The sequence below is a fragment of the uncultured Marinobacter sp. genome (genome assembly GCF_947488835.1).
In the GTDB taxonomy this organism is placed as follows: Bacteria; Pseudomonadota; Gammaproteobacteria; order Pseudomonadales; family Oleiphilaceae; genus Marinobacter.
Map to the genome: position 1 here is coordinate 1 of NZ_CANLBK010000004.1, position 24,556 is coordinate 24,556.

Annotated in this window: 32 protein-coding genes; 26 read left to right on the plus strand and 6 right to left on the minus strand. The window is 50.5% G+C overall.

Annotated elements, in window-relative coordinates; all coding sequences use genetic code 11:
• Positions 1 to 450 precede the first annotated feature (450 nt).
• The 13 genes from Q0824_RS13630 (at position 451) to Q0824_RS17370 (ending at position 8,191) form a co-directional block, all read left to right on the plus strand.
• Positions 451 to 798: a DUF3024 domain-containing protein gene (locus tag Q0824_RS13630; protein ID WP_298451710.1), complete on the plus strand. Its 348-nt coding sequence runs from the start codon at positions 451 to 453 to the stop codon at positions 796 to 798.
• Positions 799 to 899: 101 nt separating this feature from the next.
• The gene (locus tag Q0824_RS13635) at positions 900 to 1,328 is read left to right on the plus strand and encodes a hypothetical protein (protein ID WP_298451713.1); all 429 of its coding nucleotides are present in this window, start codon (positions 900 to 902) and stop codon (positions 1,326 to 1,328) included.
• Between the two features lie 69 nt (positions 1,329 to 1,397).
• Positions 1,398 to 1,640, plus strand: coding sequence for a hypothetical protein (locus tag Q0824_RS13640; RefSeq protein ID WP_298451716.1), 243 nt, complete (start codon positions 1,398 to 1,400; stop codon positions 1,638 to 1,640).
• A 112-nt stretch (positions 1,641 to 1,752) separates the two neighbouring features.
• Positions 1,753 to 2,310, plus strand: coding sequence for a DUF3592 domain-containing protein (locus Q0824_RS13645; RefSeq protein ID WP_298451719.1), 558 nt, complete (start codon positions 1,753 to 1,755; stop codon positions 2,308 to 2,310).
• 114 nt (positions 2,311 to 2,424) lie between these two features.
• Complete coding sequence (locus Q0824_RS13650; RefSeq protein WP_298451722.1) at positions 2,425 to 2,649, plus strand: hypothetical protein; 225 nt, start codon at positions 2,425 to 2,427, stop codon at positions 2,647 to 2,649.
• 123 nt (positions 2,650 to 2,772) lie between these two features.
• On the plus strand, positions 2,773 to 3,576 hold the full coding sequence (locus tag Q0824_RS13655) for a glucose 1-dehydrogenase (RefSeq protein WP_366521665.1): 804 nt from the start codon (positions 2,773 to 2,775) through the stop codon (positions 3,574 to 3,576).
• Between the two features lie 93 nt (positions 3,577 to 3,669).
• Positions 3,670 to 4,200, plus strand: a complete 531-nt coding sequence (locus tag Q0824_RS13660) for a hypothetical protein (protein WP_298451724.1) — start codon at positions 3,670 to 3,672, stop codon at positions 4,198 to 4,200.
• A 114-nt stretch (positions 4,201 to 4,314) separates the two neighbouring features.
• Positions 4,315 to 4,719, plus strand: coding sequence for a nuclear transport factor 2 family protein (locus tag Q0824_RS13665; RefSeq protein ID WP_298451726.1), 405 nt, complete (start codon positions 4,315 to 4,317; stop codon positions 4,717 to 4,719).
• Between the two features lie 565 nt (positions 4,720 to 5,284).
• The gene (locus tag Q0824_RS13670; protein ID WP_298451729.1) at positions 5,285 to 5,560 is read left to right on the plus strand and encodes a hypothetical protein; all 276 of its coding nucleotides are present in this window, start codon (positions 5,285 to 5,287) and stop codon (positions 5,558 to 5,560) included.
• 114 nt (positions 5,561 to 5,674) lie between these two features.
• Entirely contained in the window at positions 5,675 to 6,022 is a 348-nt protein-coding gene (locus Q0824_RS13675) for an antibiotic biosynthesis monooxygenase (protein ID WP_298451732.1), read from the plus strand.
• A 570-nt stretch (positions 6,023 to 6,592) separates the two neighbouring features.
• Positions 6,593 to 6,901: a transposase gene (locus Q0824_RS13680; RefSeq protein WP_216008835.1), complete on the plus strand. Its 309-nt coding sequence runs from the start codon at positions 6,593 to 6,595 to the stop codon at positions 6,899 to 6,901.
• Positions 6,902 to 6,912: 11 nt separating this feature from the next.
• A complete protein-coding gene (locus tag Q0824_RS13685; protein ID WP_298451737.1) occupies positions 6,913 to 7,755 on the plus strand; it encodes an IS3 family transposase in 843 nt (280 codons plus the stop codon).
• A gap of 142 nt (positions 7,756 to 7,897) precedes the next feature.
• Complete coding sequence (locus Q0824_RS17370; protein ID WP_366521676.1) at positions 7,898 to 8,191, plus strand: lysozyme inhibitor LprI family protein; 294 nt, start codon at positions 7,898 to 7,900, stop codon at positions 8,189 to 8,191.
• Positions 8,192 to 8,660: 469 nt separating this feature from the next.
• Here the strand turns inward: Q0824_RS17370 and Q0824_RS13690 are convergent, their stop codons facing one another.
• The gene (locus Q0824_RS13690; protein ID WP_298451740.1) at positions 8,661 to 9,704 is read right to left on the minus strand and encodes an IS110 family transposase; all 1,044 of its coding nucleotides are present in this window, start codon (positions 9,702 to 9,704) and stop codon (positions 8,661 to 8,663) included.
• Between the two features lie 160 nt (positions 9,705 to 9,864).
• Between Q0824_RS13690 and Q0824_RS13695 the strand changes: the two genes are divergently transcribed.
• The 6 genes from Q0824_RS13695 to Q0824_RS13720 all read left to right on the plus strand — a co-directional run bounded on the left by Q0824_RS13695 (position 9,865) and on the right by Q0824_RS13720 (position 14,124).
• Complete coding sequence (locus Q0824_RS13695; protein WP_298451743.1) at positions 9,865 to 10,245, plus strand: VOC family protein; 381 nt, start codon at positions 9,865 to 9,867, stop codon at positions 10,243 to 10,245.
• A gap of 107 nt (positions 10,246 to 10,352) precedes the next feature.
• Positions 10,353 to 10,844: a DUF523 domain-containing protein gene (locus tag Q0824_RS13700; protein ID WP_298451746.1), complete on the plus strand. Its 492-nt coding sequence runs from the start codon at positions 10,353 to 10,355 to the stop codon at positions 10,842 to 10,844.
• A gap of 104 nt (positions 10,845 to 10,948) precedes the next feature.
• On the plus strand, positions 10,949 to 12,814 hold the full coding sequence (locus Q0824_RS13705; RefSeq protein ID WP_298451748.1) for a DUF2235 domain-containing protein: 1,866 nt from the start codon (positions 10,949 to 10,951) through the stop codon (positions 12,812 to 12,814).
• A gap of 126 nt (positions 12,815 to 12,940) precedes the next feature.
• Complete coding sequence (locus tag Q0824_RS13710) at positions 12,941 to 13,444, plus strand: DUF2931 family protein (protein WP_298451751.1); 504 nt, start codon at positions 12,941 to 12,943, stop codon at positions 13,442 to 13,444.
• A gap of 177 nt (positions 13,445 to 13,621) precedes the next feature.
• A complete protein-coding gene (locus tag Q0824_RS13715; RefSeq protein WP_223134566.1) occupies positions 13,622 to 13,864 on the plus strand; it encodes a type II toxin-antitoxin system Phd/YefM family antitoxin in 243 nt (80 codons plus the stop codon).
• Positions 13,861 to 14,124 carry a Txe/YoeB family addiction module toxin gene (locus Q0824_RS13720; protein ID WP_298451758.1) on the plus strand — a complete coding sequence of 88 codons (264 nt, stop codon included), beginning with the start codon at positions 13,861 to 13,863 and terminating at the stop codon, positions 14,122 to 14,124. Before Q0824_RS13715 ends, Q0824_RS13720 begins: the two co-directional genes overlap by 4 nt.
• 73 nt (positions 14,125 to 14,197) lie before the next feature.
• Here Q0824_RS13720 and Q0824_RS13725 read toward each other — a convergent pair whose 3' ends face one another.
• Both Q0824_RS13725 and Q0824_RS13730 read right to left on the minus strand, forming a co-directional pair.
• Entirely contained in the window at positions 14,198 to 14,515 is a 318-nt protein-coding gene (locus tag Q0824_RS13725) for a CcdB family protein (RefSeq protein WP_298451760.1), read from the minus strand.
• Positions 14,515 to 14,760 carry a type II toxin-antitoxin system CcdA family antitoxin gene (locus tag Q0824_RS13730; RefSeq protein ID WP_298451763.1) on the minus strand — a complete coding sequence of 82 codons (246 nt, stop codon included), beginning with the start codon at positions 14,758 to 14,760 and terminating at the stop codon, positions 14,515 to 14,517. The genes Q0824_RS13725 and Q0824_RS13730 overlap by 1 nt, the downstream gene beginning before the upstream one ends.
• Before the next feature lie 139 nt (positions 14,761 to 14,899).
• On the opposite strand from Q0824_RS13730, the gene Q0824_RS13735 reads away from it, so the two are divergent.
• The 5 genes from Q0824_RS13735 (at position 14,900) to chrA (ending at position 20,180) form a co-directional block, all read left to right on the plus strand.
• The gene (locus tag Q0824_RS13735; RefSeq protein WP_298451766.1) at positions 14,900 to 15,688 is read left to right on the plus strand and encodes a DUF2071 domain-containing protein; all 789 of its coding nucleotides are present in this window, start codon (positions 14,900 to 14,902) and stop codon (positions 15,686 to 15,688) included.
• Between the two features lie 276 nt (positions 15,689 to 15,964).
• Entirely contained in the window at positions 15,965 to 17,278 is a 1,314-nt protein-coding gene (locus tag Q0824_RS13740; RefSeq protein ID WP_298451769.1) for a DKNYY domain-containing protein, read from the plus strand.
• Positions 17,279 to 17,380: 102 nt separating this feature from the next.
• Positions 17,381 to 18,046: a glutathione S-transferase gene (locus Q0824_RS13745; RefSeq protein ID WP_298451771.1), complete on the plus strand. Its 666-nt coding sequence runs from the start codon at positions 17,381 to 17,383 to the stop codon at positions 18,044 to 18,046.
• Between the two features lie 7 nt (positions 18,047 to 18,053).
• A complete protein-coding gene (locus Q0824_RS13750; protein ID WP_298451773.1) occupies positions 18,054 to 18,995 on the plus strand; it encodes a M14 family metallocarboxypeptidase in 942 nt (313 codons plus the stop codon).
• 6 nt (positions 18,996 to 19,001) lie between these two features.
• Positions 19,002 to 20,180, plus strand: coding sequence for a chromate efflux transporter (chrA, locus tag Q0824_RS13755; RefSeq protein WP_298451775.1), 1,179 nt, complete (start codon positions 19,002 to 19,004; stop codon positions 20,178 to 20,180).
• Here the strand turns inward: chrA and Q0824_RS13760 are convergent.
• Together Q0824_RS13760 and Q0824_RS13765 are read right to left on the minus strand one after the other, a co-directional pair.
• Positions 20,177 to 20,704, minus strand: a complete 528-nt coding sequence (locus tag Q0824_RS13760) for a shikimate kinase (protein WP_298452623.1) — start codon at positions 20,702 to 20,704, stop codon at positions 20,177 to 20,179. The genes chrA and Q0824_RS13760 overlap by 4 nt on opposite strands.
• Positions 20,705 to 20,778: 74 nt before the next feature.
• On the minus strand, positions 20,779 to 20,943 hold the full coding sequence (locus Q0824_RS13765) for a hypothetical protein (RefSeq protein ID WP_298452670.1): 165 nt from the start codon (positions 20,941 to 20,943) through the stop codon (positions 20,779 to 20,781).
• Between the two features lie 165 nt (positions 20,944 to 21,108).
• On the opposite strand from Q0824_RS13765, the gene Q0824_RS13770 reads away from it, so the two are divergent.
• Complete coding sequence (locus Q0824_RS13770) at positions 21,109 to 22,020, plus strand: lysophospholipid acyltransferase family protein (protein ID WP_298451778.1); 912 nt, start codon at positions 21,109 to 21,111, stop codon at positions 22,018 to 22,020.
• Here the strand turns inward: Q0824_RS13770 and Q0824_RS13775 are convergent.
• A complete protein-coding gene (locus Q0824_RS13775; protein ID WP_298451781.1) occupies positions 22,017 to 23,495 on the minus strand; it encodes a ShlB/FhaC/HecB family hemolysin secretion/activation protein in 1,479 nt (492 codons plus the stop codon). The two genes, Q0824_RS13770 and Q0824_RS13775, sit on opposite strands and share 4 nt — an antisense overlap.
• A gap of 177 nt (positions 23,496 to 23,672) precedes the next feature.
• On the opposite strand from Q0824_RS13775, the gene Q0824_RS13780 reads away from it, so the two are divergent.
• Entirely contained in the window at positions 23,673 to 24,551 is an 879-nt protein-coding gene (locus Q0824_RS13780) for a FecR domain-containing protein (protein WP_298451784.1), read from the plus strand.
• The last annotated feature ends 5 nt before the right edge of the window (positions 24,552 to 24,556 follow it).

The window sequence follows — 24,556 nt, forward strand, 5'->3', positions numbered from 1 at the left end:
GTTGGTAGTGCCTCGTCCATTCTTGGTGGCTGTGTGCCAGTGGCCTTGGCCTCGAACGGATAGCAAAGTCGGACGTTTTGTAGCTTTGCCAAGCCCGTCGAATTGGGCATCGTGTTGGCAGCTCAATTAGCCAGCGGGGCTGGTTCTAAATTGAGTGTTCGGGTCGTTGGGCTGTCCGCCGGTAAACGATTCCTTGCTTACCTGCTACTCTGATGTTCAGGTTCATCCACCGCATTGTTGGTGGTGGTTTCAATAATGATGCACCGGCGAATTCGGGTGCAAGGGCAGCGGTGTCGGCTGCGATATTGGTTGCCAGGGATTGGGCTTTATTGATGCCCCCAACTAACCAGTCGCTGTAGTACGTTCCCGGCCCGAGGGCCGTCCACCGGACGCCACTGTCGTGGCGCCGCTAAGCTCAGCGTTATGTGGGCACTTCTATAGAGAATCCGTATGGCATTCAGCGAGTTTGAAGCAAAGAAAATTGAGCGTGCCGCTTCGGAGTTTCTGGAGGCTCGGCGCCCACCAGTCGCTATCCGACCCAAGCTCGATTTAGATGTCCGAGTTTCGGGCCAAAGTGTACAAATTGTCGAGATTCGGCCCCATCTTCGTGAGCCATCAACCATCATTGAGTCGCCGGTGGCAAAAGCTACCTACGTCAAAAAGGCTCAACGCTGGAAAATTTACTGGATGCGCAGTGATCTGAAATGGCATGCCTACGCGCCGGAACCTGAGTCACGCTCCATAGATGAATTTTTTGCTATCGTGAATGCCGACGAGAATGGCTGTTTCTTCGGGTAGCACATAACCAGTCATTCAAGTTCGTTACCGGCCTGGCGGCCGTCCACCGGACGCCCCTGACGGGTCGCCGCTTAATTTTGGCGTTATGGGTACCTTACCGTATGTTTTTAGCTCTATTGCTCAGCTTTGTATTGGTGCTCTTCATTTTCCTGGTTGTCGGTCCGCCCGTTGGCTATTTTGTTTTTGTGCTAGCGAGCCCGACTCCACTCGATGGATTTTTGTCTGACCTTTTTCCAGCCTACATCGGGGGAATTGGTCCAGCATTTCTGGCGGGGCTGGCGAATTGGGCTCTGCTTATTTCCTTATACCCGAGGTTCAGTCGGTTGAAGATAAACCTCCTGAGTATTCTGGCATCAGGCGTAGCGGCTCCGATGATTGTGGGTTGGCAAATAGCTGTTGTAGGTAAGGTCGGTTTTTTGTTCCTTTTCCTGCTGGTATGTGTAACTGCGACGGCAACGTGTATTTTCTTGGTGAACAAGCCGGCCTTTAACATCTTGGAAGATTTGGGTGCTCGGAACGCAAACCCATAACAAGTCACGGAAGGCGGACGCGTGAGACGCGCCGCTTCGTTCAGCGTTATGCACTTTTGGGAAATATGCATGGATAACGAAACCAAAGCTCTTCTCAGAGAAATTAGGGACGAAACGCAAAAAACTAATGAACAGATAGCGGAGCTGAAAAAGTGGGCTCTTAGTGAGATAGAGAAGGAAAGAAAGCAGTCAGAGCTTAATGACAGCGCTGTTTACGAATCTCAACGGATTTTGCCCAAGCGGGATCTATGGGGTCTGCTGATGTTCGGTATTGTGCTCGGTGTAATATATTTAGTTAACAAGTTCCTCTGAACGACCGTGCATAACCAATGCAGGCACGGCGACGCCCACTACATTGCGCCTTCGGCTCCATTCCATGGGCGCGCATGCTGCAAGCGTTATATTTACATGGAGGTTAGGCGAAATGTCAAAAATGTTTGTTGAAATTGTCACGGGAAGAAATAAAATTTCAATATATTTTCTTCTTATATTCATGTTCCTCGCGCCAGTTGCTTTTTTTACTAATTATCCAGTCCTAAATGGGATTGCTTGGATAATGTTAATGATATTAGGTTTCTTTATTTTTACCACTGGAATTATTACACGCAAAGAAGCAAAAGATAGCTATAACTGGCCAAAAGAAAAAGCGCACTCTTTAAGGTGCTCATTAAACTATATTACCAATAGTAATGTTAAAAGTTATATTCCAGTTATTAAGTGTAAGTTTAATGTTGGTGATAAAGAATACGAGGGAGCCGAGTATGATTTTAGTGCTAGTTACACCTCCAAGGATGTTGCAAATAAAAAGCTTGATTCAGTCAAAAGCATGACACCTCTTATGGTCTACTACAAACCTTCAGATCCTGCTATTAATGTTATCAATCCTGGAGTTTATTCCGTACATTATGTTCGATTTATCCTCGGGGCAATGATGGTTGTTATGCCTATTTTAATTTGGTCAGATATTGTCGTGTTAAAGTAAATATAACAAGCCATTCAAGCAGGACAAATAACAGTTGGCTTTGCTCCTGCGTCGCTATTTTAACCAACAATTATTTGCCTCTGAATGAGGCGTTATGTTTTAAGGATTAGTAATATGCAACTTTTAATTGGTCTTGCTCTCCTTGCCTTTGGCGTCTATTCATTGATTGAATCCAACCTTCCCTTTGGGTTTATTTCTTTTATTTTTGGCGTTGGTGTTTTGAAAGGTAGAAAAAAGGGAAAGATGCTGGATTTTTCAAGTAGATCTTCAAATGGCAATTCTGGCGGAGGCTTTTGGGGGGATGGTGGAGATGGAGACTGTGGGGGCGGTGGTGATTGATAATCGTAGAAACATAACAAAAGCATGTTGCATAAACCACTGCGTGGTTTGGACGGTTTTTCCGCTCGTTCCTCGCTCCAAAACCGCCGCAAATGCTAGGCGTTATACGCTCTAGGAGATATCGTGCATAGATTGAAAGGTAAAATAGTTTTGGTTACTGGTGCCGCTAGAGGTATTGGTCAGGCGATTGCAGAGCTGTTTAGTAAAGAAGGTGCTAAAGTAATACTAAGCGATATAAATGATGAGCTTGGCCAAAAAGTCACCTCTGCAATTGGTGGGGAAGCTGAATATCATCATTTAGACGTTTCTAAAGAAAAAGATTGGAAAACTGTTAGTAGTCATATTTTAGAAAAATATGGGAAATTAGATATTTTAATTAATAATGCTGGTATTACTGGGTTTCTTGAAACCGCAGGCCCACATGACCCTGAAAATTTAGATATTGAGAGCTGGAATAAAGTGCATCGAGTAAATTTAGATGGCGTGGCTTTCGGCTGTAAAGAAGCTATCAGGCTAATGAAAGGTACGCATAGCGCAAGCATTGTAAATTTGTCTTCTCGCTCAGGTATCGTTGGAATTCCCGGTGCCGCAGCATATGCATCAAGTAAGGCTGCAATAAGAAACCACACTAAAACGGTGGCTCTGTACTGTGCAGAAAAAGGTTATTCCATTCGGTGCAACTCAATACACCCAGGTGCAATTCTGACTCCGATGTGGGATGCCATGCTGGGCGAAGGAGAAGCAAGAGAGAATGCGATTAAAAGTATTGCTAAAGACATCCCTCTAAATACAATGGGCGAAGCTAAAGATGTAGCATACGCGGCTCTTTATTTGGCTTCAGAAGAGTCCAAATATGTGACTGGAATCGAGCTAAATGTAGATGGTGGTATTTTGGCAGGTAGTTCTGCTGCGCCATCACAAGAATAGCGTATAACCAGTTGCTGCACGCGGAAAAATTACTCGCTGCGCTCCCAATTTTCCGGTGAGCAAGGCGTTATGCGCTAAGGAATAATTGAGAGTATGGCATCCGGTGTATCGAATAAATTAACGGGACAGGTTGGTGAGCACCTAGTGTCGGCTGTACTTGGGACACTTGGATACTACGCTTCTCCTTACTCTGGAAACGTTCCCGGATTTGATGTCACAGCGGTCCACTCTGAATCTCTCAAGTCATTTCCTGTTCAGGTTAAAGCGAGTACGAAGGGTGCGTTGGTTCAGTCCTCAATCGATAAGTGGTGCGACCACAGTATCGGCGAAGATAATCGTCAAACAATTGGTCCATTGAAACCGCTTAAACATCAGGATTTGATTTGGATTTTGGTGCGGCTGGGCGATTCGGGAATCAACGGAGCAAGATTTTTCATCTGCACTGAGCGCGACATACAAAAGAAGATCGTCGCCCGGTACTCGGCTTTTATGGAGAGGCACGACTATCGCCGTCCTGGAGGCGGCGCCTCTCCGCAGGCGATTCTCAATATCAAGGACGTGGCCGAATTTGAGGATAATTGGAGAATCTTCCCGGACTATCAGGCTGAGGATGGTCTCGCATAACCAGTGCAGGCACGGCGACGCCCACTACATTGCGCCTTCGGCTCCATTCTGTGGACGCGCATGCTGCAAGCGTTATACGTCTTTCCAAAATTTGAGCCACAGGAATAGTCTGCGATGAACTCAATTAGTGTCAGCGAAATCGAATCGATCCTATCCCAGTGGGTAGAAGCAACTCGGAATGATGAAAAGGATGATATTTTGGCCAATCATCTTCCACAGGCCGTTATCTTCGATGCTTTGGCACCGTTACAATACGAGGGAACCGCTGCGTATCGTAAAAGCTTCGATGAGTGGCAACCCCCATTCGAGGTTCCCTGTTTATTCGAGTTGAAAGAATTGAAAGTGGTAGCTGAAGAGGAGGTCGGTTTTGCCCATTGTTTAATCGACTGTGGCGGACGTCTCCCAGACGGAAATGAAATACGAGACACCGTTCGTGCTACGTTCTGCTTTATTAAAGAGGGTGGCGTATGGCAATTTGCGCATCACCATGTTTCATCACCAATGGCTGCCGGTGAATAAAACGTATAACAAGTCGCAGCAGTTCGCGGCCAATGGCCGCCGGACGCCTTTTCCGTGGCTCCTTCGTCGCCACTCCAAAGTCGCCGCTGTGCTTCGGCGTTAGAGGCAATATGGAACCCGAGTATTTTGTAAAAGCTCTTGAGAATGAGTGCAGGGATTCAGCTGTAGAAGGGTGCCTGGAAGATTTTGAGTCACCCCCGGGGCGCAAACCTGATCCATCGCTTGTTCAGATGTCGGAGTGGTTCAAATCATTGTCGTCCGCTGATCGCGATATGGTGGCTAGAGCAATGCGAGAGGCAGCGGATACTACCTTGTTTGGGGTTTTATGTGTGCTGGATGGAGTTCGACCGATTGAGAATGGACCTGAGAAGTCGAGCTTTAAACTCGTTGCGCAGAAAGCCAACGAGGAATCAGTAATATGTCCCGCGGCCGTGGACCTACATGACCTCAAACAAAGCCTCTAACCAGTCATTCAAGTTCGTTCCCGGCCTGGCGGCCGTCCACCGGACGCCCTAGTCGGGCGCCGCTTAATATTGGCGTTATACACAAGGAGTAGTGGCTCAAAATGGCAAGGAATCGTAGCCAAGGCGGCTTTCTCGAATCACGGCTAATCAGCCTCTTTGCATCTCTATTTTTCTCTGTTCCGACCGCTGCTCTGATCTGGTTTGGGGTTAACAAGCAGCTGGCGTACTTTGATGCGGGGTTCTTCAGAAGTACCTATCTTATTGCCTGCATTATCGTATTTTCTGCGCTTGCGTTGCTGCTCCCGCGTCTTTTTCCATCTATTCTTGGGGGTATTTGGCGCAGCATACTCAAGGTTGAACGTTGGTGGGGCTGGTAGCCTTATGTATAACCAATCATTCAAGTTCGTTCCCGGCCTGCGGCCGTCCACCGGACGCCCCTGTCGGGCCGCCGCTTAATTTAGGCGTTACAAAGCAAGGGAGAGTGTGCAGTTATGATCGCCAGGGAATGGAAATGTCGAGTGCCTGAAGCCCACAGTGAAGGGTTCACGGGCTATCTTTACGAAACCGGTATCAAGGATTCTTCAGCAACTCCGGGGTTTCTCGGCGCGCAGATTTTCCGCCGCTCTCTGGCAGGCAAAGTTGAACTTACTCTCATCACATACTGGGATAAGCTGGAGGCCATCAAGGCGTTCGCTGGCGCAGACATTTCTCAGGCACGTTTGTACCCAGAAGATGAGATCTATGAGCTTGAGCCTGACCTTTCTGTACAGCACTATGAGGTCATTGAGCACCAGCTTTCACCAGTGCAGCGAGGGCAAACGGGTGATCTTGCTTTGTAACAAGTCAATCAAGTTCGTTCCGGCCTGCGGCCTCCACCGGACGTCCCTGTCGGGCCGCCGCTTATTTCAGCGTTAGCTGGTAGTGCTTTGGTCTTTTTTTGGTGGTTGGGTGCCAGTGGCCTTGGCCGAAAACGGGTGGCAAATCTGGTAGCGCGGTGGTGTTGCCAAGGCCCGCAAATTTGGCGTGTTGCTGGTAGCTCAATTGGTCAGCGGTGTTGGTAGTAACTTGAGTGTTCTGGTCGTGGGGCTGTCCGCCGGTAAACGGTTCCTTGCTTACCTGCTACTCTGACGTTCAGGTTCATTCACCGCATCGTTGGCGGTGATTTTATAAGCAGTGCATCACCGGGTTTTGGTGCAAAGGCAGCGGCGTAGGCTATCAAGTTGGTTGCCAGGGATTGGGCTTCATTGATGCCCCCAGCTAACCAGTCGCTGTAGTACGTTCCCGGCCCGAGGGCCGTCCACCGGACGCCACTGAAGTGGCGCCGCTAAGCTCAGCGTTAGCTTTCCGAGTTACCCATGAATAGTAGACACCTTCTATAGTTAGGGTGACCCCTAGCACGGAGGTGTTCTATGAGCCGCAAACAGACCCAAGCCTATACCGAAGAATTTCGTCGGGAAGCCGTTCGCAGAGCTGACCAACCGGATAACACAGCTGCGGCTGTGGCACGCGAACTGGGAATTCACCCGGGTCAGATTTACAACTGGCGTCAGCAGTTCAAGAGACTATCAGACAAGCAGTTTAATTCGGTTGGTGGCGTCGATTACTCCAAGGCTGAGAGCGAGGCCATGCGCAAGCTCAGGCGTGAAATGGATACCCTTAAGAAGGAGAACGAGTTCTTAAAAAAGGTGTCTGCGTACTTCGCGAAGTCCCAAGAGTGAAGTACGCGCTGATGGATCAGTTTCGTCAGTGGTATACCGTGCGGCTTATGTGCAGGGTGATGCAGGTCTCAGCCAGTGGCTATTATCGCTGGAAGCAGCGCCCTACAAGCTTAAAGGATCAACGAAGGGCGGAGATAGAGTCAGCCATCATGGAAACGTATGCCTGCTTCAAAGCGCGCTACGGAGCCCCTCGTATTGCCAGAGAATTAACCGAAACCGGCGTTCCTTGTTCGGTCAATTACGTGGCCAGGATCATGCGGGAGAAGTCTATTCGCGCTCGCAATGGCAAGGCATTTAAATACAGCCGTTCGTCAGAGGCAATGAACAATGTTGCCGATAACTTGCTGTGGCGTCAGTTTGCCGCTGAGCGTCCAAACCAGAAATGGACCACCGACATCACCTATATCTGGGTCAACGATCGATGGCTGTATCTGGCGACGGTGATGGATTTGTTCTCGCGGCAAATCGTTGGTTGGTCATTGGATACGAGCATGACGGAGCAGCTGATTACAGATGCCCTGAGCATGGCCTATGGACGCCGCGAGGTGGTTCCCGGTTTGATTGTGCATTCGGACCGAGGTGTTCAATACCGTTCAACGGGCTATCAGGATTATCTGCGCTCTTGGAACTGTGTGCCCAGCATGAGTCGGAAGGGAAATTGTTGGGATAATGCCCCCATGGAATCGTTCTTCAGCCGGCTCAAGGTTGAGTTGATCTACGCCGAGTGTTTCGATTCGATCAGGGCAGCCAAATCGGCTATCTTCGAGTACATCGAAGTGTTTTATAACCGGAAGAGAAGACACTCCGCCTTGGGCTATGTCAGCCCGGTGGAATATGAGCGCAGATGCGCATAACCGAGTGTCTACTTTTCGTGGGTAACACCAGCTTTCCTATGGAGGTACCGTGAGGTTTATATTTTTCTTACTGATTGTTCCTAGTCTATGTTTTGCTGACGACTACGTTTGGAAAGACGAATGTGATCGTGATCAACGAAGCATGAACAACTGCACGGGCGAGATGCTGGAGTTTTATGAAGACCAGCTTGATCATTTGTATTCGATTCAAATGAATCACCTTCAAACGGAAAGCAGGAAAATGCTGTTCAAAGAAGCGCAACTAGCGTGGAAAAGCTTCCGGGATAAAGACTGTTTGTATTCAGTGGGAAAGCGAGAAAATTCGGGCTCGATCTGGCCCGCTGCACGAAATGCTTGTCTTGCAGAGCGAACAAAGTCGAGGGTTGAGCAATTGGAGGCGTATGTGGCCTGCAGAGACAATGGTTGTCCATACTGAGCCTAACACATATAAGCCTTCTCTGAATCAATAGGCAATAGTCATTTTTTTGGCCGCGCTAGCGGCCAATCTAAATCCATGAGCGAGAACGCCTGCTTCGCTAGTCTCGTCGAGCTGTCAGGCACTTACAGCAAACACATATAGGGGCTCTCTTAGGTGGCTTCAGGCCACTGCCTGATCGGTCGTTCCATCAGTGGGTCAGGGGCACCAGACATTCATCGGTTAACCGGTCACTGGCGCTATTCAAGCGTCGGACTGCGTAGCTCCAGTTAGGTTCAGGCTCAGGACCGGTGTAAGCGCACTGGCTCATGGTATTAAAGCACGCCCACGGACTGGCTAATCAAGTCGCTCTGGCTTCGACATCGGTGACAGAAAACTGCTTTGGCATCGAGTGCCAGTCAGGGGACTCGCGGTCTTCACAGTCATCCTCTCTGATCCAGTTAGACATCATGCTCAGCCCGTGGCGTGACTAACCTTTCAGGAATCGTTGTTCATCGAATACCCTCTTGTCTTTGAGCATGAAGTAAGCCGCCCGCCCCAGTTTGTGGGCCAGCGCAGAAAGAGCTTTGGGTTTGTTCATGCGCTTCTGAAGTTTTTCGACATAGCGTTTGGCTTTATCGTTGTTGCGGATAAATAGAACCGCCGCTTCGGAGAAGGCCCACTTCAGATGGGCATTGCCAATTTTGTTGCCCTGAGTGCCATAGACCTTGCCAGCAGATTCCGCTTTGCACTTCACCAGGCGAGCGTAGGAGGCAAATTTCTGAACGGATTCGAAGCGTTGAATATCGCCGACTTCGTAAAGAATCGTCAGCGCGAGAATGCGGCCCACACCTGGAATGGTTTTCAGCACAGTAAGCGAGGCGGGGTCGTGTTGTTTGGCTTGCTGTTCCAGGTGCCATTCGAGTTTTTTGAGCTCGTGCTGATAGCTGTCGACGATAGCGAGATCCAGATCGACGTTCCGTTGAACGTCCGGATCGCTAAAAGCCGAGGCGAGCTGTAACCGACCGCCGGGGTTGTTGAGGTTGGCCTTGCTGGGCGGCAAGTTGTACTGACTCACGGTATTGACGACGTGGGCCTTGAGCATGGCGCCATGCTGGACGATGCGGGTGCGACGTCGCAACAAGTCACGTGTGGCACGCATCTTCTTGGGATAGACATAGGCCATAGGGAAATTACCACCACGCATGAGCATCGCAATCTTGAAAGAGTCGATGCGGTCATTCTTGGATTTGCCGCCATGAATGGCCTTCATGTAAAGCGCATGACCCAAGATAAAGTGGATGCCGTGTTCTTCACACAGATCCGAGATCCAGTACCAGCAGTGCATGCATTCAACGCCCACCACAAGGTCATCGTGAAAGGGTTCAAGCAGTGCCAGTAGCGGTTCCGGTCGGGCTTTGATTTCTTTGTGCAACAACACCTCGCCTTGTTGGTCGAGAATGCAGACATACAGGCTGCGAGCGTGCAGGTCGATTCCACAATAATGACGGTGAGTGCTATGGTAAAAGTTCATGAGTCTTCTCCCTTGTAGTGCTTGGTCGCCTTCCAGCTTAGCGGGTAACCGCCGGGCTGGGGAGAAGGCTCAATCAGTATCAAAACGCGTAAGGCGGACGCGTGAGACGCGCCGCTTCGCTCGGCGTTATGAGTATCCACACTCGTGAAGGGAGTCATCAGTGTTTGACGTAAAAACAACTCAGCATGTTCTGGCGGTCAGGGATCTTGAGGCGACCGAGGGGTACTTTCTCGACAAGCTTCGGTTCTCCGTCCGGTTCCGCGTGGACGGCTGGTCGTTCTTGAGTCTCGGCAGCTTTCATATCATGTTGGGGCATTGTCCGGATGAGCTTTCGGCACGTGATACGCATGACCACTCGTACTTCGCGTATGTGAACTGCGTGGGCATTGACGACCTCTATCGCGACTATCAGCAATCCGGCGCCGAGATTTTTCAGGCAATATCGGTTAAACCCTGGGGCTTACGTGAGTTTGGTGTAGCAACACCAGAGGGTCATCGAATCATGTTCGGAGAAGAGATTGAGCCATCAGGGAACTCATAACCAGACGGTCAACCGGACACCAAAAGCGTACCGCTTTTGGTTCCCTTCGCTGGCGCTCCGGCGCCGGTTACCTAAGCGTTAGCACCACAATACAGGAGTCTAGAAACTTGAGAAAAGTATTAATGAGTGCATGCCTCTTAGGGAAAAGGGTTCGATACGATGGTGGGAGCCTTTCGGTGAATGACCAGCTTATAGAGAGGTGGATATCTGAAGGCCGAATTGTTTCAGTTTGTCCCGAAGTTGAGGCTGGAATGAGTATCCCTAGGAAACCTGCAGAGATTTCCAAAGGAAGCGGGAGCAATGTATTAGACGGCGAAGCTGATGTTGTTGAAAATGGCGGGAATATTGTTACCGACGATTTTATTGCAGGTGCTTCAATAGCCCTAGAATTGTGCAAAAAGTTCAGCATTGAAATAGCTATACTGGCTGAATCTAGTCCTTCTTGCGGAAGTTCATTTGTCTATGACGGTAGCTTTTCGAGTAATCGAATTCCCGGCATGGGTGTTACAGCAGCGTTGCTACGCCGACATGGTATTCAAGTTTTTAGCCAACATGAAATAGCAGATGCTAACAAGGCCATCCACGCGACAAGCGCGTGATGGCGGCGTTATGTGGTGCCAACCGCGCTATGATCGCGGATTTTGAACAATATTTAATTACGGGTAGCCAGGAAGCTGCCCCTAAATAGAAAGGAACTCTGACCATGAGCAATTTGATTGCCGCCTGCGTCGGCGATATGCACGCTTGCCCGATCAAAGGGCACGGATCTTCCCCCATTATTCCAAACGGCTCAAGCATCCTTGTTGAAGGTAAGCCCATTGCCCGGGTAGGCGATGTCACCGGTTGCGGTGCGGTTATTACTCAAGGCTATCCGCTGGCGTTGGCTGATGGTATGCCGGTGGCGTATCTTGGCAGTCCCACCAGCCATGGCGGCTCTATTGTTAGCAGTAATTCACGGGTGCTTTTGGGTGTCGCCACCAACACCGCTCCGGTTGTGGATTTTGCCATGGCGGGTGCGCTCGATGACAAAGGCCAGCTTACCCCTACCGCCAAGGAGCTGCTCGATAAAGACCCGCAGGAATTTCTGCGCAAAGCTGCGCAGAAAGGCGCATTGATTGACGAAGGCATTTCGGACGAATCACCAGATGATTCGTCCGAAAAAGAGGATCGTCCCATAGTCCGGGTTGAAGCCGGCATCTTTTTCGATGGCACAGGCAATAACCGCGACAATACCCAAACGTATCAGCAGCAGATGGACGAGTGTCTGACGGCTAATGCAGCCGGAGCCATCTCGAAAGAAGAATGCAGCAGTGAACTGTCGCAGATTATGGGTGGTAGCTACCTCAATGCCGAAACCAATGTGTCCAAGCTTGAGAACCTGTATCAGAGAACAGGTGGTCAAGGCGAAAATGGCGAGACCATAGTGAGGCTTTCAACCTATGTGCCTGGTGTCGGTACAAAATCTGGTGATCCCGATGACGGTCCGAGCATGGGGCTTGGCCTTGGGGAGCAAGGCATATTGAAAAAAATCGAGGATGGCAGTAATGATTTCGCTTTCCGATTAAGCCGTACCGTCACCGAACCCATCGACGAACTAGTCCTCGACGTGTTTGGATTCAGCCGTGGAGCAGCAACCGCTCAGCATTTCGTTAGCCGGGAGATTTATGACACCACCGGCTCTTTACATGGCGAGTATAAAGGTAGATTGGTTAAGGCCTTCGAGCGGGAGGGAATTCCCTGGCCGAACAAGGTTACGGTCCGTTTTCTAGGGCTATTTGACACCGTTGCTGCGGTTGCCGACCTGGATAACCTTGATTTCTCTGCCCACGATGCCGATACGGGGCGCATCAACGTTAACGTACAGCCGGAGCATGTCGAGCGAACCGTGCAATTTGTTGCCCGGGATGAACGCCGACACAACTTTTCGCTGAACAGCCTGCGAAATGAATCCGGAAACTTACCCGAACATTTCAGTGAATGGATGTTGCCGGGTGCTCATTCTGATATTGGCGGTGGTTACCCGGATCGTTTTCAGGAGCGTATCGAAGTTCGCTCGCCCCTCGTGGTAAAAGGAAAGGATCGCCGTAATCCCGAAGCGAGTTTTGAGTTCTCTCGCATGCTGCAGGAGCGCGCACTGATTAAAAACGAGGGCTGGATTGGGCCACTGAATCCGCCGGCCACGCTGGAGATAGAACAAGAGCGCCAACGTGGTTTGTCCGGGGGAGACGTCACGCTTCGTCTGTGGCTGGATCGAGAAGTCCGGGGCGAATATTCCCGCATCCCGCTTTACCTGATGCACAAGTTGGCGGTTGATGCAGGTGTACCTTTCGATGTAATTGATCCTGAAGACTCGTCACTTTCTCTTCCAGATGAGTTAATAACCGTCGCAAGAAACCTCGCCGCCCACGTATGGCATGGCAGCGAATTGCTGATGACCCCAGAATCCAGGGCGATGCTGAAGCAACGCTATATTCACCATTCCGATCATTACCTGAGACTTGGGCCGCTATATCCTTTCCAGCCGGCCAAATATGGTCGACGTGTTGTCCATCCAAACAAGACCAAGTGAGCCGCCATGAAGATGCAAAGCCTTGTACTCACTGTATGCCTACTTATGCTGTCAGGGTGCTCGGAGCAGACAGCCTCCGAAGGATCAAAGCCAGGTCCCAACTCGACTTATCGGAGTATCGGTGTTGTGGCACCCAGGCATTACGATGTCTGGGTGGACAAGTTTTATATTGAGTCCTTGTCAGAGGATATAGGTTGGCGTCGTCCATTTGGGATTGTCTCTTGTTGCTGGAAAAGCGCTCCGTTGTCCGGCGCTGAATGGCAAACCACCCCTGAACTGTTCCTGATACGTTGGTTCTCATTCGCAGAGCAGCAGTCCTACGAGGCTGTGATCAAGCTGGAAAATCCAGACGAGATTGTAGAGAAAATGAAAGAGCCCGCACCGTTTGAAAGCTTTGGTGAGATTGCTGTTCGGCCTCGGGACACGCTTGTGCTGGGGTTGGCACCCGGCGGTACTGTGGTGCTCTGGATCATGAATCGTGGGGAAAATGCCATTGAGGTTGGGCGATATCAGGCAAAACCTTATGATCATAAAAAAGAAGGAGAGAGCTATACTCGCCGAACGGAAAGTTACCTCGAAAGAGAGGGAAACTTTCTGCAACAAAATGGAATACGGTACGAAGGTTGGTGAGTTCCTCAGACCAACGAGGCAGGCACCACATAACCATGCCATGCACCGGATGCCAAACCCTCCGCTTCGCTACGGTTTTGTCACCGGTGATAGCGGGCGTTATGCAGGGCGTTCGTCTTGACGCACGTACGTAAAGGCGTACAATCGGTTAAAAGTTAAACACGCAAGAGGTGCGTCATGACCGGAATCACAGCAACTGAGGCGCGCAGCAACCTTTATCGATTGATCGACGAAACTGCCGAGTCCCACCAACCAATCATCATCATGGGTAAACGAAACAGGGCCGTCTTGGTGTCCGAAGAAGATTGGTCTGCAATTCAGGAAACACTGTACCTATTGTCGGTACCGGGCATGCGGGAGTCTATTCGTGAGGGGATGGATACCCCCGTGGATGAATGCGATGAGGAGCTGGACTGGTGACATGGAAGTTGGTCTATACAAAGCAAGCCCAGAAAGATGCAAAGAAGTTGGCCTCCAGCGGCCTCAAGCCACAAGCCCAGGGACTATTAGCGCTGATAGCGGAAGACCCATACCGTAAGCCGCCTCCATTTGAGAAGCTCATTGGTGATCTTGCGGGGGCCTATTCACGCCGCATCAATATTCAGCATCGTCTGGTCTACCAAGTGCTCGATGACGAGCGAGTGGTGAAAGTTCTCAGGCTCTGGAGCTACTACGAGTAATGCATAACCAACCGCTGTTGCCGGACAATTTTTCCACCGCTTTGCGGCTGCAAAATTGCCGCCAAGCTTCGCGTTAAATACCAGTGATTGCAAGATCCAGAGCTCCAACAATCTGGTCCCTGAAGTGCGATAGGGAGCCAATTGGATTTTTCAGCTGTTTTTCAGGCACTGAAGAAATTTGAGGTGTCAGCAACAGCAGTTCCTGGTCCGCAACGGTTATTTCTGGTGTGAGGCCTCGCATGGCTTGGCCGCCGAATGCCGAACGCTTGCCCAGTGGAATAACGGTACGAGTTACGAGACCTTTCAGAAGAGGGCTTTGAACATCCACTAAGTACGCATAATACGTCTCACTGATTTTGCTCGGGTTTTGGTAAACGTCGAACTGAGCCATCAAAACTCCCGAAATTCGTCCCCGAAACAGCCGTGCTGTTCGACGAACTCGTTGTAGCGTTTGATTGCTGTCCGGTTTTCCTCTACCCATTGGTCAGCCTTGTGCTTTGCTAATTCTTCTTTCAATGCTCGCTCAAGGGTCGCCGACAGGTTAATGTTCAGAGCGCGTGTCTTTTTCAGCAAGTCGCTGTTAACCGACAAATTTGCGGCTTTTTTTGGGACGGTTGTGTTGTATAGATCGGCCATTATAGCCTCCAGTTGCAGTAACTCACTTAGCAATAGGTTATGCGCATTCAACTGTATTTAACCAGAGGCTGTTGTCGTACGCGCCTACGCTACGCTCAGGCACGCTGCAAAGCCGAGCGTTAATTTTCAAGGAAGCATCGTGCAAGAATCGCGAAAGCTGATAGATTATCTGATAGAGAGACCGAAGCCGAAGGGCATAGACGTGCTTTGTGGCCTGAAGCATTTCGCGATCATCACTTACGCTGTTCCAGCGGAGAGGTTCAAAGGGATATTCCCTGACCGATTTCAACTCGATGTAGTAGAAATGGACGGTCAAGCTATGGGTTTAATATCAGTAGTCCCTTTTATTGATGTCGATTTCACTTCAGCTGTGTTCCCGTTCCCAAAATTTACTATGGGGCAGACAAACTATCGTATTTATATAATCGATACTGAGACTCGTGAACGTTGCGTATGGTTCCTTGGCACAACGCTTGATTCGTGGGCTTTAGCGGTCCCAAGATATCTATGGAATTTGCCGTGGCATGCCGGAAAAGTACATTTCGATTGTTACTTAAATGAATCAACCGGATTGTATGAAAAGTACCGCATGGAAACATCATCCAAGTGGGCTGAAGCTTCAGCTGAATTGGTTCAATCGGAATCCGACGAGTTAGAGTTTCCTGGTTTTCCTGATGTTGAGTCGGCACTGGTTTATCTCACACACCCGCTTGCTGGTTTCTATTATCGAAGAGACAAAAAGCTAGGTACATATCGGGTGTGGCACAAAGAGCTTAAGGTTAAGCCAGCTAAACTAAAGTCGGCTAATTTCAAGCTTTTGTCTGATCTGGGCATCGTTGAAGCAGGAGAGCAAAGCGCTCCTTATAGCGTTCTAATAGAACCAATAAACGAATTTACCATCTACCTGCCACCTAGCGTTGTCGGGTGAAAATTTAACAAGCTCGCCGCTTTTGGTTCCCTTCGCTGGTGCTACGGTGCCGGCTACCTGAGCGCTATCCAGGAAAATAAATTAAGTCTATCTATATCCTATATCGTTGAAAACGCGGGGTGGGCCAAGTAAATACAAAGAGACGTGGGTTGAGCACGAGCTTCCCTTGGAGCAATACAGGAAACTCATTGATGCATAATCTGGGGCTCAAGCCGCCCGTGAAATCTTCGCATTGTCTGACGTGTGAATATAATATCTAACCTTTGGAACAATTGAATGAAAGTGCTAATTTGGATTGGAGTTGCATTTTTAGTTATATTTATAGTTTGTGCTGTTGTATTTGCTGCTTTTTCATTTTATGTCAGTAATCCAGGTACATATAACGCTATCGCTTATGACAGTAAAGTCAGTAATCAATATTACATGCGTGACAACAAAGTAATTTATGTTATGGATGGCAACTTCTTTCAAGTTGGGGGTGCAGACATTGAGGGAGCGGATCCTGACACTTTTGAGGTGATTGATCAGTCCTACGCAAAGGACATAAATAAGGTCTATTACGACGGAAAAGCTGTTGAAGGGGCTAACCCCAGCTCAGTAGAGTTTGTTGAATCAGAGTTTGAAAAAAACAGTGCTAATTCAGGCTACCTTATTAGTAATGGTAAGGTTTTCTGCTATGGAGAGGTCATTGATGGAGCCGATCCAGCGTCTTTCTCTTACCTTACTGGCTCATACGCCATGGATAAGAATTACCTATATTATTACATCGACATAAAAATACCACGTAAAGTGACCCCTGCAGTAATTCCTGATGCTAACGATAGATACATCAGGTATGGTGAACAAGTACTTTATAATGGCGAGGTCATTAGTGGAGAAGCTGGCAGCTTTAAACCTATCAACGACGAATATGCGAAGGACGATTTTCGTGTTTATTCTCATGGTAAGGTAGTTGAAGGCATGGTGCCTGATGGGTTTACTGTTATTTCTCCATATTACAGGAAAGATAAGAATCAGGCTTATTACTTTAATTTTCCTATTCCGGAAAGTGATCCGGAGACCTTTAAAGTGTTCAATGATGCCATTTCAAAGGATAGGAATAATATATATTACAATGGGAATATCGTTGAAAATAAAAAGCCATCGGAGATAAGTCGATCCGACGCAGATGAACTGCAAAAGCTATGGAAGTGGAGATCACTCCATTTAGACGAGAAATTGGTGATTCTGGTTCCGAGTGATGATGTTGAAGACATTACCAACGACTTCTATGCTTATAACAACGATGTCTATTCGAGGACTGAAAAGCTGGCAGGCGTTAAGCCTGAAGATGTCGTCGTTCTGGATCAGAGCGACAAAGCATTTACCCGCATAGGAAAACAAGTTTTTTACTATGGCACAGCTATTTCTGGTGCAGATCCAGAGACCTTCACTGTTGTTTCAGACCGCTTTTCAAAAGACGCCAACCATGTGTTTTGGGCTGAGCACAGAGTTCTAGATGCACATCCATCAACTTTTAAATATAAAAATAATTTATATGCGGTCGAAAATGGTGGGGGTGGGTATAATTTAAAATTAGATGAAAACTAGTCTGGTGTTGAGCGGTTTTATTTGCGTTTATTTATGTCTTGGCTAATTTTTATACTAATTTATTTTTCCATTAAAGCTTGGAGGAACATTATCACTGTTTCATTGCACCGCTTGTACTCCTTCCGTCGTTGTCCTTACGCTATGCGCGCTCGCCTCGGAATCTTGTTTGCCCAGATGAAGGTGGAGCTGCGCGAGATAGTGCTGAAATATAAGCCGGCGCAGATGTTGGCGATCAGCCCAAAAGGCACGGTTCCCGTTCTGGAGCTGGCAGCAGGTGACAGCTCTACCCGGCCTGTTATTGAGGAAAGCCGGGAAATTCTCGAATGGGCATTGCAGCAGAATGATCCGCAAGGTTTGTTAAGCACCGATTTGGTATCTGCGAACGCCCTGATCGACCGGAACGATAACGAATTCAAACACTGGCTGGATCGCTATAAGTACGCTGACCGCCATCCGGAGCTGAGCCAGCTGGAATACCGGCAGCAGGGCGAGGTGTTTTTGCAGGCGTTAGAGAATCTATTGGCCAAGAACACGTATCTGCTGGGTGATAGCATCAGTATCGCAGATATTGGCATCATGCCTTTTGTACGCCAGTTCGCCCATGTAGACCGGGACGTTTTTTACAGCCTGCCTTATCCAAATCTGCAGCAATGGCTGAGGAGCTGGCTGGAACACCCGCTATTCCAGCAGGCCATGGTCAAGTTTCAGCCCTGGCAGGAAGGCGATGAATTAGTGATATTTCCAAGCGACACCCCCAAAGGAGGATAAGCGTAAGATGAACACAGCCCCTGAATCCTATCCCATTGGAACCCCCGGCACGCCTTGGGGCGCCGAGGAACGCGCCCAGTGGTTGTCCCGGCAGAGCCAACAACGCAGCTATGAAGCCGAGGTGTTGAGTGTGATCGAAGGCTTGCGCTCGCGCTTCGATGTGGAAGAGTACGGTCGCTTGGACTACGGCACTGAGACATATCCCCTGATGGCGATCCGAAGCCGCGACTGGCGTGATGATTTGCCAGTTGTCCTGATTACCGGCGGGGTGCATGGCTATGAAACCAGCGGTGTGCATGGCGCGCTGCAGTTTGTGGATCAGCATGGGGAAGATTACGCGGGTCGCATCAACTTGCTGGTCGCCCCTTGTGTTAGCCCTTGGGCATACGAGCGTATCCATCGCTGGAACGCGAATGCCATCGACCCGAATCGCTCCTTCCATCAGAACAGCGCAGCAGGGGAGTCGGCGGCGCTCATGCGACTGGTTGTGCCGATCCGTGATCGTGTGATAGTGCACTTGGACCTGCACGAGACGACTGACACCGACGAAAGTGAGTTTCGCCCTGCATTGGCCGCCCGGGATGGCAAACCATTTGAGCCGGGTGAGATTCCCGATGGCTTCTATCTGGTGGATGACAGCGAGAACCCGCAGCCTGAATTCCAGCAGGCGTTGATCAAGGCGGTGGAGCAGGTTACCCATATCGCTCCGGCTGATGACAAAGGCGAGATGTTCGGCTCGCCAGTGGTCGCACGGGGCGTTATTCAGTACCCGCTCGCGCAACTGGGTTTGTGCGCCAGTATCACCAGCGCAGCTTACAAAACCACCACTGAGGTCTATCCCGACAGCGCCGGTGTGACTCCTGAGCAATGCAATGCCGCGCAGGTTGCGGCGGTGTGTGCGGGGATTGATTACGCGCTGGCTGCCAGTGATCACAAGTCGCAAGGCTAGGAACTGATGCGAGTTTCTGAAGTTTTCCTGGTGTTCTTGAAGCTCGGCCTGACGTCTTTCGGTGGGCCAGTTGCACACTTGGGTTACTTCAGAACGGAGATAGTTGAGCGTCGCCGCTGGCTGAGTGATGAGCAATTCGGGCAGTTGCTTGCCATCAGCCAGTTCCTGCCGGGCCCGGCCAGTAGCCAGCTAGGGTTTGCGCTTGGTTTGCTTCGCGCCGGCTCGTGGGGCGCACTTGCGGCCTTTGTTGGGTTCACCTTGCCATCGGCGCTTCTGCTGGTGGCGTTTGCCGCTGCGTTGCCGTTGCTCTCCGGTGCTGTCGGAGAGGCCGCAATACACGGTTTAAAGCTTGTCGCTTGTGCGGTGGTTGCCGATGCCGTTCTAGGCATGTCCAAGAAGTTGTGCCCAGACACGCCGAGAAGGGCTATTGCCGTGTTATCTGCGGCAGCGTTACTGGTTGCATCTTCGGCATTTTCCCAACTTGCCGTGGTGATAGTGGCTGGCGTTGTTGGTGTTTTTTATCTCCGTGGAGTATCCACACCAAAGAGTGATAGCGGGTTTTTGATTTCCTACGGCCCTCGGACCGGCGGGGCTCTGCTGGCGACCTTCGGTGGCCTTCTGCTTGGCTTACCATTTATTGCAACGGGCGAACCGGTTTATGCATCAGTGGCAGAGGCGTTCTATCGGGCGGGTGCATTGGTATTTGGCGGTGGGCATGTTGTGTTGCCCTTGCTTCAGGATTCGGTTGTTTCCACGGCTTGGGTAGCACCTGAGCAATTCCTGGCTGGCTACGGTGCCGCCCAGGCGGTTCCCGGCCCCATGTTCTCTTTCTCAGCCTACCTAGGTGCAGTTATTTCACCTGAAGAGAGCACCTACCTTATGGCCGCCACGGCGTTGGTCTTCATGTTTCTCCCTGGCTTTCTTTTGATGGCTGGAGTTCTACCCTTCTGGAGTGCCGTTTCAAACAATCCGACAGCGGGCCGAGCCATTGCCGGAGTCAACGCAGCCGTTGTTGGCCTCTTGGCCGCAGCCCTTTATAACCCTATCTTCACTAGTGGAATAACCAGCCTGGCAGACTTGGCCATTGCGGTGGTCGCATTCGCTCTGCTTGTTGTGTGGCGAGTATCCCCGCTCATGGTGGTGCTTTGGTGCGTGATCGCAAGTGTCTCGCAGGTATGGCGTTAGCTGAGGCCGGTTTGAAACTCAGCAGTGGCCTTGAGTAATTTTTCCAAAACCTGATTCTGGCTTTTGTGTTCGCCTTGGATAACCACGTCGGCGTAGCGGGTGTATAACTCATATCGCTCTGCAAACAAGTCTTCCAGTGATTGGTCCGGGCGCTTTGAAATGCCCCGCAGGCTGAAGTCGCCGATGCGCTGGCGCACCGCTGCGAGTGAGATGTCCAGGAATACGACGATGCTGTTTTGCTTGAGGTGCCGCATTGCGCGGTCGCTGTATACGGCGCTGCCGCCGGTCGCAATAACCTGGCCACTCACATCCAGATTGCACAACACCTGCTCTTCTATACTGCGCAACGCCTTGTAGCCTTCGCCATCAACAATGGCTTGCAACGTTGTGCCAGAGTGGGATTGAATCAGTAGATCTGTATCCACAAACCCCAAGGCCGCCATCTTGGCCAGGAGAACGCCCAGGGTACTTTTGCCCGAGCCGGGCATTCCTATCAAAACAACATTATTCAGCGGCGAAAGCACAGTAAACCTTATCAGCTCATGGGTTGGCGGCTTGAGGGTAAACACACACTCGGGTTGACCCCAAGCCTGCTGGATTAGTTCCCTAGAACATTGGTATCACTTTTCTTGGATTTTTTGGCCGCCTTCTTCTCTTTTGCCGTTAAAAGCGGTTTCTTTTTCGTTTCCTTTTTTTTATCTTGCCCTTTACTCATCATACCTACCTCAATAATCAATGCACCGCCATCAGTGCAAGCTGCCATGCAGCATCAATCAGTATGGCCCCAATGCTGGACAGCGGAAAGTCATTGTTGTTCTTTGCGGTCTGATAGTGGATTTATCCACTAATTCACAGTCTCATCTACACTGTGAGTTGAAATTGTGTCAGGCTCACGGGCCAATTTTTCAGGCAAGGACGTATAGCCCGAATGACTAAGAAGAAAAACCCGAACCTTTGGCATCCGCGCTTTTGGCTTTCGTGGGCGATTGTATTCCTGCTTTATTTGCTGTCTTTGTTACCAATGGCCTCTAAGCAGCGCTTTGGTGCGCGCCTGGGTCGATTTTTGAGTCGCAAGCTCAGATCACGAGCTCGGGTCGCCGACCGGAATCTCGAAGTCTGTTTTCCTGACTTGGATGAGGCTGCCCGCAAACAGCTGGTGGAGGACAACTTCATTGCCTGCACCCGTGGTTTTCTGGAAAGCACTCATGCCTGGTGGCGTGATATGTCTCCCTATTATGAAATGACCGACGTGCAGGGGTTGGAGCATCTCAGGGAAGCCCAAGAGAAGGGCAGGGGTGTATTACTGATCGGGGGCCATTACAGCATTTTTGATTTTGCCTTGCCTCTGCTGGCCCAGCACTTGAAGAAGCCCGGATATGTCTATCGTCCTAATAATAATCCGGTTATAGATCGCATGATTGAAAATGGCCGCCGCCGTCACTTTGGTATTCGGCCATTTACCAAGCGCGAGTTGCGGCCCATGGTGGGTTTTCTGAAAAAGGGAGGCGAAGTCTGGTTTGCCTGCGATCAAGACTTCGGCCACAAAACCGAGCTGTATGTGCCATTTTTTGGAGTGGAAACCGGGTGCATTACATCCCCGAGCTACATTGCCAAGGTGTCGGGTGCCTCGGTTATTTGCGTAAGCCATCTGCGGATGCCTGATGGGCGTTATTGCGTGGTGTTCTCTCCAATACAGGAAGGGTTTGGGGTCGATAGCCGAAAGGATACGGAGGTGTGGAATCGATACATTGAAGACACCGTTCGCGAACTGCCTGATCAGTATCTGTGGCTGCACAAGCGCTTTAAATCACGCCCGGAGGGCGCGGACAAGATTTACTAGAAGTAAACCGTCAGGCGACCGGTTAATCTGGGATCTTTGCCCAAGTGCTCAGACTCCGCAGTCAGTGGCTTGCCTAATTCCATATAGGCTGAAATCTCACGGGTCAGCATTCTAAGCCCGATGCCAGACGCCGCGCCGGAGCTGTTTTCACTGGTTTCATTCTCGTGCGCGGTGGCGATGCCATAGTAAATATAGGGCACCCAGCGCGCGCCCTGAATCCAGAGGTCACTGTTGTACCCCCGCCTTAGCTCAAGCTTTGAGCCAATGCCCGAATCGCCGCTGAATTCTCCCGGTTCGTAGGCTCGGGCGAATTGACTTCCACCGACTGAAAAGCGCTGTGAATAAGGAAGATTATCGTCAGAGTACTGGCCAGCAACATCCAGTTTCAGCGAAAAGTCAGCGGGTAATCCATACCAGAACGTGTAGCGCGCATCGATAATCTGGAAGTCGAGATCAAGGGCATCGTTGGCCCCGGTTCCGCTGCGCTCGGCGCCAAGAGCGTCAACGCCAACCCGGCCTGCAAGTCCAAACCGGGACGTGCTGTTTACACCCTTCACATACGCAAGAGCGCGTGCATTCGCCATGCGAAGCCGCTCATCAACTTCGGTTTCAGAACCCCTTTCCCGCGTGTAGTCCCGAAGAATGAGGCTGCCATCAAGAGCCAGAGACAGGTCGTTGGACTCAATGAGCTCGTGTCGCCACATTAGTCTTGCCCAAATACGTCGGTACACTCTGCTCGGGCTGGCGTTATTATCCTGAGGTACGGCACGGGACGCGCTGATATCGGCATAAACAGTATCGCGTTCGGAGGAGGGGAGAGATAAGCCCGCGCCCATATTGCGATAGCCCCCCGATTCGATTGTATGAAGGCCAGATAGGTAAACCTCGTTGAGGCCTGCTCCGGGGCCGATAACACTCACCTTGCCGGCAACCATGTGTTGACCCAGGCTTTGGCTGCCCTCCGCACTGTAAGTAAGCTCGCCCCGGACTTGGGGAGCAATGGTGAAGGTAACCCTATGACGCCCCGGAGCTGTTTCGACAATGTTTGTATCCAGGCCCACACCGATGCCTTGCTCAAGGGCACGGGCGAATCTGTCGATATCCTTTCGTGAAACCGATGGCCGCTCAAACAACGGAGTTAAACGTTCGCGAACAGCAGATTGCTGACCAGAAGAGCCTCCGGCGACTTGAACGTCGTCGACCTGAGGCTCTTCAACGAGCACTAAGAGGATGTTTTCGCTATCGGGATGGTCCGTAATGCTAACGGCTGGTGCGAGGTAGCCCTGGCTGATGTAGTAGTCGCGAGTTCGTGTGGCCAGGCGAGTTTTCAGGCCTGTGTCTGGAGTTTTACCGAGGCTTTCCGTATACAGAGGAAGCAATTGCGCAGGACCAAACACAGACACGCCGTCGAAAACGACCGCGCCTGTAGTTCGCTCCTGCGCCGATGCGCATACGGCAGGCAGGCAGAGAGCCATTAGGAAGATGATACAACTCGTTACACTTGCATGCACAGCGTTTGCCGTTTGTCCGTCTAATATGTACAGAGGTTAGCCTTTAAAGATATAAAATGTTGTAAAACATTGTTTAAAAGTTTAAGCCAGAACAGCGTCATCCGTTACAGTGCAATTATTGATCAAGCGGGAGTGAAAAAAATGCGCGCCTATAGCAGTGGTGCCCAGCACAGCGTTCTTCGGTTTTTCCTGGTCTGTTGCGCTTTGTTGTTTGCAACGGTGTCTGTATCTGCAGAGCAGATACGCGTTGAGGAAGTCTCAGGACATGTGCAGTTTCGTGCTAATGAAAGTGAAGCCTGGAAAGACGCTTCCGCAGGAATGTCTGTGGTTGCCCCTGTGGAGTTTCAGACGTTGGCAGGTGGCTCTGGATTACTGAGCCAATCCGGTTCCGAGTTCGAACTCAAAGCGGGTTCTCACATCACTTTGCAATCTGATGGTGCGTCGTCGGGCGGACTGGTTTCGAGGGTCAAGCAGTGGTTCGGTACGGTTTTCTATCATATCGAGCGCCAGCCTGATCAGTTCAGTGTGGAAACGCCGTTTATGGTTTCAACGGTGAAAGGTACTCGCTTCGTTATCGTGTCTACCAAGACCTCTTCCATTGTTACTTTGACGGAAGGGTCTTTGGAGGTGCTAGACATTGCCAGCGGCGAAACCTTGATGCTGGCGCCTGGTGATGTGGCCGGAATTAGCGCCGAGCAGGCGGGCATTCAGTCTCTCAACCAAACGACGTCGACTACCCCTGCCGGTTCCGGGGCAGGCAGTATACCGCAAGCTATGGAAGGTGAGCCGGCCAGTTTTGAGAGCCAGTTGGAGGAAATCGCCGAAGTGACCTCTGAGCAGGCGGCCGTGGTAGCAGGCAGCGATCAAGGTGATGAAGATCAGGGCAACGGCAACGGCAACGGCAACGGCAACGGTCATGGTCATGGTCATGGCCACGGGAATGGTCATGGAAACGGTCACGGAAATGGCCACGGAAATGGGCATGATCACGACGATGACGATGACGATGACGATGATTGATGAGT

What these genes read in the sequence shown, in the direction of transcription:
- Q0824_RS13660 (WP_298451724.1), top strand. Translation starts at nt 3,670, where the DNA reads ATGGCATCCGGTGTATCGAATAAATTAACGGGACAGGTTGGTGAGCAC.
- Q0824_RS13770 (WP_298451778.1), top strand. Translation starts at nt 21,109, where the DNA reads ATGACTAAGAAGAAAAACCCGAACCTTTGGCATCCGCGCTTTTGGCTT.
- Q0824_RS13750 (WP_298451773.1), top strand. Translation starts at nt 18,054, where the DNA reads ATGAACACAGCCCCTGAATCCTATCCCATTGGAACCCCCGGCACGCCT.
- Q0824_RS13685 (WP_298451737.1), top strand. Translation starts at nt 6,913, where the DNA reads ATGGATCAGTTTCGTCAGTGGTATACCGTGCGGCTTATGTGCAGGGTG.
- Q0824_RS13665 (WP_298451726.1), top strand. Translation starts at nt 4,315, where the DNA reads ATGAACTCAATTAGTGTCAGCGAAATCGAATCGATCCTATCCCAGTGG.
- Q0824_RS13635 (WP_298451713.1), top strand. Translation starts at nt 900, where the DNA reads ATGTTTTTAGCTCTATTGCTCAGCTTTGTATTGGTGCTCTTCATTTTC.
- chrA (WP_298451775.1), top strand. Translation starts at nt 19,002, where the DNA reads ATGCGAGTTTCTGAAGTTTTCCTGGTGTTCTTGAAGCTCGGCCTGACG.
- Q0824_RS13675 (WP_298451732.1), top strand. Translation starts at nt 5,675, where the DNA reads ATGATCGCCAGGGAATGGAAATGTCGAGTGCCTGAAGCCCACAGTGAA.
- Q0824_RS13780 (WP_298451784.1), top strand. Translation starts at nt 23,673, where the DNA reads ATGCGCGCCTATAGCAGTGGTGCCCAGCACAGCGTTCTTCGGTTTTTC.
- Q0824_RS13630 (WP_298451710.1), top strand. Translation starts at nt 451, where the DNA reads ATGGCATTCAGCGAGTTTGAAGCAAAGAAAATTGAGCGTGCCGCTTCG.
- Q0824_RS13730 (WP_298451763.1), bottom strand. Translation starts at nt 14,760, where the DNA reads ATGGCCGATCTATACAACACAACCGTCCCAAAAAAAGCCGCAAATTTG.
- Q0824_RS13715 (WP_223134566.1), top strand. Translation starts at nt 13,622, where the DNA reads ATGACCGGAATCACAGCAACTGAGGCGCGCAGCAACCTTTATCGATTG.
- Q0824_RS13645 (WP_298451719.1), top strand. Translation starts at nt 1,753, where the DNA reads ATGTCAAAAATGTTTGTTGAAATTGTCACGGGAAGAAATAAAATTTCA.
- Q0824_RS13775 (WP_298451781.1), bottom strand. Translation starts at nt 23,495, where the DNA reads ATGGCTCTCTGCCTGCCTGCCGTATGCGCATCGGCGCAGGAGCGAACT.
- Q0824_RS13740 (WP_298451769.1), top strand. Translation starts at nt 15,965, where the DNA reads ATGAAAGTGCTAATTTGGATTGGAGTTGCATTTTTAGTTATATTTATA.
- Q0824_RS13765 (WP_298452670.1), bottom strand. Translation starts at nt 20,943, where the DNA reads ATGGCAGCTTGCACTGATGGCGGTGCATTGATTATTGAGGTAGGTATG.
- Q0824_RS13705 (WP_298451748.1), top strand. Translation starts at nt 10,949, where the DNA reads ATGAGCAATTTGATTGCCGCCTGCGTCGGCGATATGCACGCTTGCCCG.
- Q0824_RS13650 (WP_298451722.1), top strand. Translation starts at nt 2,425, where the DNA reads ATGCAACTTTTAATTGGTCTTGCTCTCCTTGCCTTTGGCGTCTATTCA.
- Q0824_RS17370 (WP_366521676.1), top strand. Translation starts at nt 7,898, where the DNA reads ATGAACAACTGCACGGGCGAGATGCTGGAGTTTTATGAAGACCAGCTT.
- Q0824_RS13640 (WP_298451716.1), top strand. Translation starts at nt 1,398, where the DNA reads ATGGATAACGAAACCAAAGCTCTTCTCAGAGAAATTAGGGACGAAACG.
- Q0824_RS13725 (WP_298451760.1), bottom strand. Translation starts at nt 14,515, where the DNA reads ATGGCTCAGTTCGACGTTTACCAAAACCCGAGCAAAATCAGTGAGACG.
- Q0824_RS13680 (WP_216008835.1), top strand. Translation starts at nt 6,593, where the DNA reads ATGAGCCGCAAACAGACCCAAGCCTATACCGAAGAATTTCGTCGGGAA.
- Q0824_RS13670 (WP_298451729.1), top strand. Translation starts at nt 5,285, where the DNA reads ATGGCAAGGAATCGTAGCCAAGGCGGCTTTCTCGAATCACGGCTAATC.
- Q0824_RS13690 (WP_298451740.1), bottom strand. Translation starts at nt 9,704, where the DNA reads ATGAACTTTTACCATAGCACTCACCGTCATTATTGTGGAATCGACCTG.